Consider the following 12,887-nt stretch of genomic DNA (forward strand, 5'->3'; position numbering starts at 1 on the left):
TGAGGAGTCAACTATGTCGCCCTTCCAAACGTTGAATTTGCCCAACGGCCAGACCATCGGCAACCGCATCGCCAAAGCCGCGATGGAAGAGAACCTTGCCGACCGCGGGCAGGCACCGGCGGAGGCCTTGTTCCGGCTGTATCAGGCGTGGGCCGAAGGCGAAGCCGGCCTGTTGCTGACCGGCAACGTGATGATCGACCGCCGCGCCATGACCGGCCCCGGTGGCGTGGTGCTCGAAGATGAGCGGCACCTGGAACGCTTTCGCCAATGGGCCACTATTGGTCGGGCCGGTGGCGCGCAGTTCTGGATGCAGCTCAATCATCCTGGCCGTCAGACCATGGCCAACCTCGGCCAGCAAGCGTGGGCGCCATCCGCAGTGGCACTGGATCTGGGTGGGTTCTCGAAGATGTTTGCCGAGCCCAAGCCCATGAGCGAGCACGACATCGAAGAGGTCATCCAACGCTTCGCCACCAGCGCTGCCCTGGCGGAAAAGGCCGGGTTCACCGGGGTGCAGGTTCATGCCGCACACGGTTATCTGATCAGCCAGTTCCTCTCGCCCTTGACCAACCGCCGAACCGATCGCTGGGGTGGTTCCCTGGAAAATCGCGCGCGTTTGTTGTTGGCGGTGGTCAGCGCCGTGCGCAAGTCTGTATCGCCGCAGTTTTGCGTGGCGGTGAAGCTCAATTCCGCGGATTTCCAGCGCGGCGGTTTCGACGCAGACGATGCCCGGCAGGTGATCCAGTGGCTCAACGATCAATCGATCGATCTGCTGGAACTTTCCGGCGGCAGCTACGAAGCACCGGCCATGCAAGGCGAGGCCCGGGATGGTCGGACCCTGGCGCGTGAGGCGTACTTTCTGGAGATGGCCGGGGAATTGGTCCGGGTGGCGAATATGCCGGTGATGGTGACCGGCGGGATTCGACGCCTGGCGATCGTCGAACAGGTGCTCGACAGCGGCATCGCCATGGCCGGAATCGGCACAGCGCTGGCGATTGAACCGCAACTGGTCAAACGCTGGCGCGAAGGTCAGAACAGCCACCCGCAACTGCCGCCGATTCGCTGGAAGCGCAAACCCCTGGCAGCCCTGGCGAGCATGGCCGTCGTGAAATTCCAGCTCGATCGCCTGAGCCGTGGACGCAAGACCCGCCCTGATGTTTCGGCGCTATGGGCGTTGATTCTCGACCGCGTGTACATCGCCCGGCGGACTCGCCAGTACCGGCAGGCGATGGAAATGAAGTAATCCAATGTAGGAGCGAGCCTGCTCGCGATAGCGCCCCATCAGTCAAAAATTGATATCGCCTGACACACCGCTATCGCGAGCAGGCTCACTCCCACAAGGGCGGCGTTTGCGCTGCGAGTGTGTTTACCGTCCGGAAAAACGCAATCGGGACAGCTGACGCAAGTCCCCGTCGAGGTAATAGTCATCGGTCCAGCTGTCATCCGCCGCCAACGGATGGACCTGCTTGAGCGCGAGTTTTCTGGCGAAGTAGCGAAAGCGGTAATGCTCGTAGAACCGCAGCAGTTCCAGGCCATAACGGTCTGCCAGGTCGGTATCACCGCGAATGATCAGGTAGTTCTCGTCATTGCCATTGCTGGCCGCGGCACTGAGGTTATGGCTGCCGCTGATGATCGTCGGCGCATCGCTGGTGAAGTCCGTGACCACGGCTTTGGTGTGCACCAGCAGGTTGCCCTTCTGGCCTTTCATGTTCTCTCGAAGCCAGCCTTCCAGCCCGGTGTTGAGCAGCGCGGTGGCGGCGAATTCGGCGCTGCGGTCGGCGTGGAAACCGGTGATGCGGCTGGCGGTGTTTTGCAGGCCGTAACGCAAAATGTCGTCGTGGGGCAAGCCGAGCAAAGCGTTCAGGATGTCGTCGGGCAAGGCGAACGCGGTGACGAACAGCACGTCTTTTTTTGCAGCGTTGATGATCTCGACAAACGCTTGCAGGTCCCCTTTGCCCGAGCGGGGTGAGAAACCGGTGAACATCGGCTGCAGCGAATCCATCGGGTTGTTTTGCGTAAGCCAGTTTCGGGTGGCACCGACATCCGCAGGGTTAGCCCAGACCTGCTCGAAGGTGTGCAGATAGCGGGTGCTGACGCGTGTGTCGTCCAGCACATGCACCACGTTGGCCTGGCGGTAAACGCCGTTGGGCGTGAAGTTGGTGCTGCCGCAAAGCACCGCTTCGGGCTGACGCTGTCCCGCAGCGTCGAGCCGGCTCAGTACCATGAACTTGTTGTGGAAGATGTTATGGGTGACCCGTCCGCGTTTGTTCTCTGCCGGGATTTTTTCCAGGCTGGCCTCGTTCATGGCGGTGTCTTCATCGCCCGGCTGGGCGTGATACAAGACTCGAACGTTCACCCCACGTTCAAACGCGGCATTGACCGCATCGACGATGGCCTGCAATTCATACTCGTAGATGGCAATGTCCAGCGCCCACTGGCCATCCACCGCACGCTCGATAAACCCCAGCAAACGCCCGAGCAAACCGTTTTCCAGCCATTGCCGCGGGGCATCCGGCCAGGCTTCGATGGGCAGGTTCTTGTTGGCGCTGATCAGCGCGTCGAGCTCGGGAAACTTGCGCTGGAACGCCTGGCTGGCCGCCACTGCGCGATTGAAGATGACACTTTGGTTGTTCGGTTGACCATTGTCGGAGGTGACCGTCACTTCCAGAAATTCACCCAGTTGCGGCGCATCAACGCTGCCATAGGCCAGGTGGATTCGGTAATGGATCGTCATCCCCGGATTGACCGCGTAATCGGCCCAGCGAAATTTCTGTAATGGCGCGATATCGCTGGGGGTGGCGTGAAACTGGGGAAAGGTATGCGCCTTGCCGGGGAAGGTCAGGCTGTTGAACAGGAACAGCCAGGGTTTGGCGCCTTGCTGCTTTTCGATGGCGAACCCCAAGAGGCCTTTGCGCCGGTGTTCGGCCAGGTCCATGGCCAACAGCACGCCATTGGTGCCGGCGTAGGCTTTGACACGAAAATCGTCCTGAAGGTTGGCGGCTAGAACGCGCATGACTCACTCCTGTGAAGATCTTTTCGGATCACTCCATATCATCGATATGTCGATATTCGGCCTGTAACTCGGCAGCCATCACCTTAGCCCGCCCAAGCCGGATCGGCCCGCGTTCGATGTCGATCAGCAGCCCCTGACAATCAAGCGCCGGCAACATCGACCAGTCCTTCAACCGGCCATCGGTCACCAGCAACAAGCGCTGCCGTTCCGCCGGAAAACGTTTCTGCCTGACCGCCAGCCAGCGCCCCGCCTCACCCAGCGCCGCCAGCAACGGCGTACCCCCGCCGGCTCCCAGCCCATCTAACCAATTGCGCAAACCCGCGGAAGCTTTCAACCCTTGCACTTGCCATTTCGGCACATGTCCACTGGCCGTGAGCAACGCCAGACGTACACGCTGCCGATAGGCATCGTCGAACAATTGCGCGAGCAAGCCCTTGGCATCGCTCAACGCCTGATGGCGGCGAGTTGAAGCCGAGGCATCAACGATCACCAGCCACAGTTCGTGGGGCGAGCGAGTGCGCAGGTGAAACAAGACATCGTCGCGTTGACGCGGACGACCGTTCAGCAAGGTGCCGGGCCAATTGATCGAGCCGCTGCGCGCTGCGTGACGTTTACCCTGTTTGCCGTTGTCCAGCCGTCCGGCCCGGGGTCTGGCATTCGCCCCCGCGTCAGATCGAGGGCGAATGCCTAGGGCTTTTTTGGCCAGCTCGGCACGTCACGTCGGGCACCCACCGGGAGCGCCTGAGCGGGCATTTCACCCCATTGGCCCTGGCCTTCGCTCGGGTTGGAATGTTGCGTAGAGGGCGGCTGATTTTGTTGCGGCGCCGGTGGCGATGACTCGCGACGGCGATGGCGCAAGGCAAACTCGGCAACGGCGTCGATGTCTTCCTCGGCGATGGCACTCGCCCCGCGCCACGCGGCGTGGGCCCGTGCCGCGCGCAACCAGACCAGGTCGGCGCGCAAGCCGTCGACCCCGGCGGCAAAGCAGCGCTCGGTAATCTGCGCCAGCGCAAGATCGTCGAGCGGGATGCTGGCCAGCGTGCTGCGTGCTTTCTGGCAACGTTCGCGCAGCGACTGCTGTTGGCGTTCCCATTCGGCGCAGAAGCTGTGGGGATCGCTGTCGAAATCCAGCCGCCGCCGGATGATCTGGCCGCGCTCGACCGGTGCTGTGTGACCGCTGAGGGCGACGTTCAGGCCAAAACGATCGAGCAGTTGCGGACGCAGCTCACCCTCTTCCGGGTTCATGGTGCCGATCAGCACGAACTTCGCCGAATGCCGATGGGAAATGCCGTCGCGCTCGATCAGGTTGGTGCCGCTGGCGGCCACGTCCAGCAGCAGGTCCACCAGGTGATCGGGCAATAAATTGACCTCATCAACATAGAGCACGCCGCCGTCGGCCTTGGCCAGTACACCGGGGGAAAACTGTGCACGACCCTCGCTCAGGGCGGCGTCCAGGTCGAGGGTGCCGACCAGTCGTTCTTCGGTGGCGCCAAGCGGCAAGGTGACGAATTGGCCGCTGGCGAGCAAGTCCGCCAGGCCACGGGCCAGCGTTGACTTGGCCATGCCGCGGGGGCCTTCGATGAGCACGCCGCCGATTTTCGGGTCGATGGCGGTCAGGTAGAGGGCGAGTTTCAGATCGTCGGCGCCGACCACGGCGGAAAGCGGGAAATGGGGGGTGTCGGTCATGTCGGGTCTCGTTTGTGGTCGGTAATGTGATCGTTCCCACGCTCTGCGTGGGAATGCAGCCCGGGACGCTCTGCGTCCCAAGAGCCGAACGCGGAGCGTCCGTTGAGGCATTCCCACGCGGAGCGTGGGAACGATCCGGCTAACTGTCTTCTTCGATGTCCAGCAACAAATTCTCCAGAGCCTCGCGATACTCGCCAGGCGCCTTCCACATCCCCCGCTGCTGCGCCTCCAGCATCCGCTCGGTCATGTCACGCAACGCATGCGGATTATGCTCACGAACAAAATCCCGGGTCGCGGGGTCCAGCAAATACGCATCCGCCAGCAACGCGTACTGGTGATCGTCGATCAGCTGCGTGGTAGCGTCGAAGGCAAACAGGTTATCGACCGTCGCCGCCAGTTCAAACGCGCCTTTATAGCCGTGGCGCTTCACGCCGTCTATCCACTTCGGATTGGCTGCCCGCGAGCGAATCACCCGGTTCAGCTCTTCCTTCAACGTGCGAATCTTCGGCAGGTCCGGCTGACTGTGATCGCCATGGTAACTGGCCGCCGCTTCACCGCTGAGGCTTTCCACCGCCGCGAGCATGCCGCCCTGGAACTGGTAGTAGTCGTTGGAATCGAGCAAGTCGTGTTCGCGGTTGTCCTGGTTTTGCAGCACAGCCTGAACCTGGCTCAAGCGCTGAGCGAACTGCGCTCGCGCCGCGGTGCCTTCGTCAGAACCGCCGTAAGCGTAGCCGCCCCAGTTCAGATATACCTCGGCCAGGTCGTCGCGGCTTTGCCACAGACGACCATCGATGGCGCCCTGCACGCCCGCGCCGTAAGCACCGGGTTTGGCACCAAAGATGCGCCAACCGGCCTGACGCTTGGCTGCCTCTTCATCCAGCCCCGATTGCATTAACGCTTCGCGCTCGGCACGCACCTTGGCGGCCAAGGGGTTGAGGTCGTCCGGCTCATCGAGGGCGGCGACCGCTTGCACGGCGGCGTCGAACAGGCGGATCAGGTTGGCAAAGGCATCGCGGAAGAATCCGGAGACGCGCAAGGTCACGTCCACGCGCGGACGGTCAAGCAGACTCAGCGGCAGAATCTCGAAGTCGTCGACCCGTTGACTGCCGGTGGCCCAGACCGGCCGCACGCCCATCAGCGCCATGGCCTGGGCGATGTCGTCTCCTCCGGTGCGCATGGTCGCGGTGCCCCACACCGACAGGCCGAGCTGGCGCAGGTGATCGCCGTGGTCTTGCAGGTGTCGCTCAAGAATCAGGTTGGCCGACTGGAAACCGATACGCCATGCGGTGGTGGTCGGCAGGTTACGCACGTCCACCGAATAGAAGTTGCGCCCGGTCGGCAGCACGTCGAGCCGTCCGCGACTCGGCGCACCGCTGGGGCCGGCCGGCACGAAGCGGCCGCTGAGGGCGTCGAGCAGACCGCGCATTTCCGCCGGACCGCAGGCGTCCAGCCGTGGCGCGACGACTTCGCGCAGGTTGTCGATGATCGCGCTCACGTCAGACCAACCTACCTCCTGTGGGAGCGGGCCTGCTCGCGATAGCGGTGGGTCAGTCATATCAATGTTAGCTGTCACACCGATATCGCGAGCAGGCTCGCTCCCACAGGGGTCGGGTTTGGCTTGAGGTTGGTTCACCGTTTGGGAGATCAGATGAGCGGCGAACAGTTCCAGACGTTCGCGGGTATCACCGGCTGTGCGCCAGACTTCATCGGTGAGGGTTTGCAGTTCAGTCGGACGTGGCCCGGTCCAAGGTTCGGCGAGCGCGCAATCCAGCGGATCGAAGCCCAGCGTGAACGCTTTGGCCAGGGCTCGCAGCAGACTCGATTGTGCACCGCGCCCATCGCCTCGCGGAATGCGCAACAACGCCAGTAAGGTGTCGATGCGCAAGCGCCCGGTCGGGGACTCGCCAAACACATGCAGGCCGTCGCGAATCTGCGACTCTTTCAAGTCGCACAAATAGGTGTCCAGACGCGGCAACCAGATCGCCGCATCGGCCTCGCTGTCGAGTTTTTCGTCCAGTTGCAGTTCGCGGTCGATGTGCGTCTCGCGCACCAGTTGCAGGATGTCGCGCTGCAATTCCCGGGCACGGCGCGGATCGAGCAATTGCGCTTCGTAATACTCGTCGGCGAGTAATTCGAGGTTGCGCAACGGGCCGTACGTTTCGGCGCGGGTTAGCGGCGGCATCAGGTGATCGATGATCACCGCTTGCGTACGGCGCTTGGCCTGTGCGCCCTCGCCCGGGTCGTTGACGATAAATGGATAGATGTTCGGCAGCGGACCGAGCAGCGCATCCGGCCAGCAATGCTCCGACAGCCCGACGCCTTTGCCCGGCAACCATTCGAGGTTGCCGTGCTTGCCGACGTGGATCACCCCGTGGGCGCCGTAGGTGTTGCGCAACCAGAAATAGAACGCGAGGTAACCGTGTGGCGGCACCAGGTCCGGGTCGTGATACACCGCGCTCGGATCGACCTGATACCCCCGCGCCGGTTGAATCCCGACGAAGGTCAGGCCAAAGCGCAGCCCAGCGATCATCATTCGCCCGCCACGGAACATCGGGTCGCTTTGCGGCGAGCCCCAACGTTCCAGCACGGCTTGGCGATTGGATTCGGGCAAGGCGTCGAACATCAGGTTGTAGTCGTCCAGCGCGAGGCTTTGCATACACGGGCGCTGGTCGAGGGTGTCGAGGTCATTGCTGACGCCGCCGAGTAATTGCTGGATCAACGCGGTGCCGCTATCAGGCAACTCGGCCGGCAGCGGATAACCTTCTTCATGCAGCGCACGCAGGATGTTCAGCGCCGCGGCCGGAGTGTCGAGGCCGACACCATTGCCGATGCGCCCGTCGCGGGTCGGGTAGTTGGCGAGGATCAGGGCGATGCGTTTTTCAGCGTTGGGCACTCGCGCCAGATCAATCCAGCGTCGCGCCAGCTCAGCGACAAAATCCATGCGCTCAGGTTGCGGCCGGTAGCAGACCACATCTGACTGACTGCGCTCGCTGCGCCAGGCCAGGTCCTTGAAACTGATCGGCCGGCTGATGATCCGCCCGTCCAGCTCCGGCAGTGCGATGTGCATCGCCAAGTCGCGGGGACCGAGGCCTTGTTCGCTGGCGCGCCAACCGGGTTCATTGTCTTGGGCGCAGATCGCCTGGATCACCGGGATATTGCGGCGAAACGGTCGCAAATGCGGCGCTTCGGGGCTGGATTGGGCGAAACCGGTGGTGTTGAGAATGACGCCGGCCTCGACTTCATCCAGCCAGTCCTCGACCACCGTCAGGCAGCCGGGCTCTTTCAGACTGGCCACGGCAATCGGCAACGGGTTCAACCCCGCCGCCTGCAAACGCTGGCAGAAAATATCGATGAAACCGGTGTTGGCCGCCTGCAAATGCGAGCGGTAGAACAGCACCGCCGCCACCGGTTGACCGGCCTGCCAGTCGGCTTGCCAATCCTTCAGTTCAGCGGGGCTTTTGTGCGGGTGGTAGATCGCCGTGCGCGGCAGGGTTTGCGGCTCGGCCCAAGCGTAGTCGCGTTCCAGCCAACGATTGGCAAGGCAGCGGAAAAAATCCAGGGCATTGCTCATGCCGCCCTGACGCAGAAACTGCCAGAGCCGGTCGCGGTCTTGCGCGTCCACCGTGCTCAGGTCGCTGAGTTCCGGGTCCGGGCGGTCATCGCCGGGCACCAGAATCAGCTGCACGCCGCGCTCCGACAGTTGCACCAGACGCTCGACGCCGTAACGCCAATAGGCGATGCCGCCGTGCAGCGAGATCAGAATCACCTTGGCGTGGCGCAGCACTTCGTCGACATACAAGTCGACCGAGGCGTGATTCTGCACCTGCATCGGATTGGCCAGACGCACGCTGGGGTAATCGTCGGGCAACTGCTGCGCGGCTTCAGCGAGCAGCGCCAGGCTGGAGTCGCCGCTGCACAGGATCACCAGCTCGGCGGGGGTTTGTCCAAGGTCGGCAATGTTGTCATCCGACACGAAACCGCCGGGCTGGGTCCTGAGCAGGTGCATGGCTTAAACGCTGAGCGCAGCGCGCAATTGCGCTTCAAGCAAAGTGGCGTCCAGCTTCTGGCCGATCAATACCAGACGCGTGGTACGCGCTTCGTCGGCGCCCCACTGACGGTCGAAATGCTTGTCGAAACGCGTGCCCACGCCCTGGATCAGCAGGCGCATCGGCTTGTTCGGAATCGCCGCGAAACCTTTGACGCGCAAAATGCCGTGCTGGACCACCAGTTGAGTCAGCGCGTCCAGCAGCAGGCTTTCGTCGGCTTGCGGCAGTTCGATGGAGATGGAGTCGAATGCGTCGTGGTCATGCTCATCGTGATGGCCGTCTTCATCTTCATGGTGGTGATCGTGATGGCTGTGACGGCTGTCGATGTGTTCTTCGGAACCGGCGCCGAGGCCGATCAGCACGTCCAGTGGCACGCGACCGCTGCTGGCTTCGATGACTTTCACCGCTGGCGGCAGTTCTTCGGCGACTTCCAGGCGCACGCGGGCCAGGTCTGCGGCGCTGATCAGGTCGGCCTTGTTGAGGATCACCAGGTCGGCGCTGGCCAGTTGGTCGGCGAACAGTTCGTGCAGCGGCGATTCGTGATCCAGGTTCGGGTCGAGTTTGCGCTGGGCATCGACCTGGTCCGGGAACGCCGCGAAGGTGCCGGCGGCGACCGCAGGGCTGTCGACCACAGTGATGACCGCGTCAACGGTGCAGGCGCTGCGGATTTCCGGCCACTGGAAGGCTTGCACCAGCGGTTTTGGCAGGGCCAGGCCCGAGGTTTCGATGAGGATGTGGTCGAGGTCGCCGCGACGGGCGACCAATTCGCGCATCACCGGGAAGAATTCTTCCTGAACGGTGCAGCACAGGCAGCCGTTGGCCAGTTCGTAGACGCGGCCGTTGGCTTCTTCTTCAGTGCAACCGATGGAGCACTGCTTGAGGATTTCGCCGTCGATACCCAGCTCGCCGAACTCGTTGACGATCACCGCAATGCGACGGCCCTGAGCGTTGTCGAGCATGTGCCGCAGCAGCGTGGTTTTGCCCGAGCCGAGGAAGCCGGTAACGATGGTGACGGGGAGTTTGGCCAGTGTTTTCATCGGATGCCCTTTGGCAAGGTGGCGGGCATACGGGACGACAATCGCAGCGGCGGATGCACGCGCGCAAGAGTTCCGCCACCGGATCACCCCGCCCGGTTGTAGTGAGAATCTGTGTCGAGGCAGGTCTCCTGGCTGACGGTGTGCTGGGCTTGTGGGCCTGGCATTCGCTGCGCCTTCCCGCGAACCCGTTGCACAGGGTTTGCAGTGGCGTGGCAGCGAACAGCACCGTTCACAGTTGCGGGGGCAGCCGCGGCATCGACCGCGTTCCCTTCTTAGCTTCGGCAGACACCGAAGAACCTCGAAAGCGCAAGGCTACGCATCGTGTGGGGGCGGGTCAATGTTGACCTGAATTCTGTGGTGCCCCCTTTGATGATCGTTCCCACGCTCTGCGTGGGAATGCCTCAACGGACGCTCCGCGTTCGGCTGTGAAAGGGACGCGGAGCGTCCCGGGCTGCATTCCCACGCAGAGCGTGGGAACGATCAACTCAAACGAGAACCCTTGCCAATTGACGCCCAACCCCCGCCCATGCTCTCCTACACGCCTTGTTACGGGTGCCCTTCACAGGGTGAAACGGGAAACCGGTGAATCATGTGCTTTACTCTAAAGCCATGTCAGTCCGGTGCTGCCCCCGCAACGGTAAGCGAGCGAAGCGTCAGATCCACTGTGCCAGCAGTTCGGCATGGGAAGGTGATGCTTGCAGGTCAAGGCGAAAGCCAGTGCCCCTCGTGAGCCCGGAGACCGGCCCGCAACACGAAGTGACCATTACGATCACTGAATAACAAACCCGCGGTGGGCGGGCGCTGTTTGAACCTCTGCGTGCCCGACTCGCAGGGGTCTTCCATGCGCTCTATATCACCCCGCTGACAGACCAGAGGGAAGCGCCATGTCGATCATCAGCAGCACCGGCAGCAACACCGATAAGAGCACCGCCAGCACCACCCATACCCTGACCCAACGCCTGACCGCCGCCGTATGCGCGTCGATCCTGGGTGCCAGCCTTGTGTATTTCGCCGGTTTCTCGCACATCGAAGCGGTGCACAATGCCGCGCACGATACCCGCCACAGCTCTGCCTTCCCGTGCCATTGAGACCTGCTGACATGATCAAGCGTATTGCGCAAACCGCAGGGTTCACCGGGCTGCTGGCCGCCCTGTTGCTGACCCTGCTGCAAAGCTTCTGGGTGGCGCCGTTGATTCTGCAGGCCGAGACTTACGAAAAATCCGAGCCCGCCGTGGTTGAAGTTCACGAACACGCCGCAGGTGCTGTCGCCGCTCACACCCACGATGCCGAGGCCTGGGAACCGGCAGACGGCTGGCAGCGCGTGCTGTCCACCACCGGCGGCAACCTGGTGATAGCGGTCGGTTTCGCCCTGATGCTGGCCGGTCTCTACACCTTGCGCGCACCGACCAAAACCTCCCAGGGCCTGCTTTGGGGCCTGGCCGGTTATGCGACGTTCGTACTGGCACCGACGCTCGGTCTGCCGCCCGAACTGCCGGGCACTGCCGCCGCTGATTTGGCGCAACGACAGGTCTGGTGGATCGGCACGGCGGCCTCCACCGCAGTCGGCATCGCATTGATCGTGTTCAGCCGTCACTGGCTGATGAAAGTGCTCGGCGTGGCAATCCTGGCCGTGCCTCACGTGATCGGCGCACCACAACCGGAAGTCCACTCGATGCTGGCTCCAGATGCCCTGGAAGCTCAGTTCAAAATCGCTTCGCAGGTGACCAACGTGGCATTCTGGCTGGCCCTGGGCCTGATCAGTGCCTGGTTGTTCCGCCGCAAAAGCGATGGTCAGTACCACGCATGAGTAAGATCAGCACAGCGCCGACTTTAGTGGTCGGCCTGGGCTGCCAGCGCGGCTGCCCCGTCAGCACGCTGCGGGCGCTGCTCGATCAGGCATTGCAGGCTCATAAGATCGAACTTCACCAGATCAAGGCCCTGGCCAGCATCGACCTGAAGCGCGAAGAACCTGGCTTGATCGAATTGGCCGAACAGCTTGCGTTGCCGTTGCAGTATTTCAGCTGCGAACAATTGGCTGTCTATCAACCGCAACTCAGCCACCGCTCCGACATCGCGTTCGAACGCACCGGCTGCTACGGCGTAGCGGAAAGTGCCGCCCTGGCCCTGGCTGAACACCTGGCCCAGGCACCGGCAAAACTGCTGATTTCGCGACAAAAATTTGCCCAGGCCACCTTGGCATTGGCCGGCGCTGCCTGAAATCTTCGATAATCCCCGTCTCGATCATGAGCAATCTTCATCTGAAGCCTTGCCCAGCCCCTTTTTTCACAGGAACCGACGATGACCGTCTACTTCATTGGCGCAGGTCCCGGCGACCCGGAACTGATCACCGTCAAAGGCCAACGGCTGATTCGCAGCTGCCCGGTGATCATCTACGCCGGCTCCCTGGTGCCCGCCGCCGTGCTGGAAGGCCATTGCGCCGAACAGGTGGTCAACAGCGCCGAACTGCACCTGGAACAGATCATCGAGCTGATCAAATCCGCCCACGCCAAGGGCCAGGACGTGGCCAGGGTGCACTCCGGCGATCCGAGTCTTTATGGTGCAATTGGCGAGCAGATCCGCTACCTGCGCGAACTCGACATCCCGTTTGAAATCATTCCCGGCGTCACGGCCACGGCGGCCTGCGCGGCACTGTTGGGTGCGGAACTGACGTTACCCGACGTATCGCAAAGCGTGATCCTGACCCGCTATGCCGACAAAACCGTGATGCCCGCTGGCGAAGAGCTTGGCAGCCTGGCGCAGCACGGGGCGACGATGGCGATTCATCTGGGGGTCAATCATCTGGAGAAGATCCTGGCCGAATTGCTGCCGCATTACGGCGCGGATTGCCCGATCGCGGTGATTCACCGGGCGACCTGGCCGGATCAGGATTGGGTGGTGGGGACGTTGGCGGACATTGCCGCGAAGGTTGAAGCCAAGGGGTTTCGGCGCACGGCGTTGATTCTGGTGGGTCGGGTTTTGGGTAGCGATCACTTCAGTGAATCGTCGCTGTATCGCGCGGGGCACGCGCATCTCTACAGACCCTGAAGTACTTGCTCCCGCTGGACCGCAGAGCGGTCCCAACATCAGCCAACGCATTCATCACGGGAA

10 protein-coding genes and 2 riboswitches are annotated in these 12,887 nt (G+C 62.6%); of the genes, 5 read left to right on the forward strand and 5 right to left on the reverse strand.

Going from position 1 to position 12,887, the window contains the following annotated elements; genetic code table 11:
• The first annotated feature begins 13 nt into the window (after positions 1 to 13).
• Complete coding sequence (locus BLW70_RS22085) at positions 14 to 1,240, forward strand: NADH:flavin oxidoreductase/NADH oxidase family protein (RefSeq protein ID WP_074877564.1); 1,227 nt, start codon at positions 14 to 16, stop codon at positions 1,238 to 1,240.
• 123 nt (positions 1,241 to 1,363) lie between these two features.
• On the opposite strand, the gene BLW70_RS22090 is transcribed toward BLW70_RS22085, so the two are convergent.
• The 5 genes from BLW70_RS22090 to cobW form a co-directional block, all read right to left on the reverse strand.
• On the reverse strand, positions 1,364 to 3,010 hold the full coding sequence (locus BLW70_RS22090) for a phospholipase D-like domain-containing protein (protein ID WP_074877567.1): 1,647 nt from the start codon (positions 3,008 to 3,010) through the stop codon (positions 1,364 to 1,366).
• Positions 3,011 to 3,038: 28 nt separating this feature from the next.
• On the reverse strand, positions 3,039 to 3,578 hold the full coding sequence (locus BLW70_RS22095) for a vWA domain-containing protein (protein WP_167837241.1): 540 nt from the start codon (positions 3,576 to 3,578) through the stop codon (positions 3,039 to 3,041).
• 119 nt (positions 3,579 to 3,697) lie between these two features.
• Positions 3,698 to 4,696: a magnesium chelatase ATPase subunit I gene (locus BLW70_RS22100; protein WP_074877571.1), complete on the reverse strand. Its 999-nt coding sequence runs from the start codon at positions 4,694 to 4,696 to the stop codon at positions 3,698 to 3,700.
• Positions 4,697 to 4,835: 139 nt separating this feature from the next.
• The gene (cobN, locus tag BLW70_RS22105; protein WP_074877573.1) at positions 4,836 to 8,702 is read right to left on the reverse strand and encodes a cobaltochelatase subunit CobN; all 3,867 of its coding nucleotides are present in this window, start codon (positions 8,700 to 8,702) and stop codon (positions 4,836 to 4,838) included.
• A 3-nt stretch (positions 8,703 to 8,705) separates the two neighbouring features.
• Positions 8,706 to 9,779, reverse strand: coding sequence for a cobalamin biosynthesis protein CobW (cobW, locus tag BLW70_RS22110; protein WP_074877575.1), 1,074 nt, complete (start codon positions 9,777 to 9,779; stop codon positions 8,706 to 8,708).
• A gap of 101 nt (positions 9,780 to 9,880) precedes the next feature.
• A riboswitch (cobalamin riboswitch) is annotated at positions 9,881 to 10,095 on the reverse strand.
• A gap of 217 nt (positions 10,096 to 10,312) precedes the next feature.
• Positions 10,313 to 10,541, forward strand: a riboswitch (cobalamin riboswitch).
• A gap of 122 nt (positions 10,542 to 10,663) precedes the next feature.
• On the opposite strand from cobW, the gene BLW70_RS22115 reads away from it, so the two are divergent.
• From BLW70_RS22115 to cobM, 4 genes are all read left to right on the forward strand, one after another.
• Positions 10,664 to 10,867: a CbtB domain-containing protein gene (locus BLW70_RS22115; protein WP_074877577.1), complete on the forward strand. Its 204-nt coding sequence runs from the start codon at positions 10,664 to 10,666 to the stop codon at positions 10,865 to 10,867.
• Between the two features lie 11 nt (positions 10,868 to 10,878).
• Positions 10,879 to 11,586 (forward strand): CbtA family protein, encoded by a 708-nt coding sequence (locus BLW70_RS22120; protein WP_074877579.1) that lies wholly within the window; start codon positions 10,879 to 10,881, stop codon positions 11,584 to 11,586.
• Positions 11,583 to 11,996, forward strand: a complete 414-nt coding sequence (locus BLW70_RS22125) for a cobalamin biosynthesis protein (RefSeq protein ID WP_074877582.1) — start codon at positions 11,583 to 11,585, stop codon at positions 11,994 to 11,996. Before BLW70_RS22120 ends, BLW70_RS22125 begins: the two co-directional genes overlap by 4 nt.
• Positions 11,997 to 12,077: 81 nt before the next feature.
• On the forward strand, positions 12,078 to 12,824 hold the full coding sequence (gene cobM, locus BLW70_RS22130) for a precorrin-4 C(11)-methyltransferase (protein WP_074877584.1): 747 nt from the start codon (positions 12,078 to 12,080) through the stop codon (positions 12,822 to 12,824).
• Positions 12,825 to 12,887 lie beyond the last annotated feature (63 nt).

Source organism: Pseudomonas frederiksbergensis (assembly GCF_900105495.1).
GTDB classification, from domain to species: Bacteria; Pseudomonadota; Gammaproteobacteria; order Pseudomonadales; family Pseudomonadaceae; genus Aquipseudomonas; species Aquipseudomonas frederiksbergensis.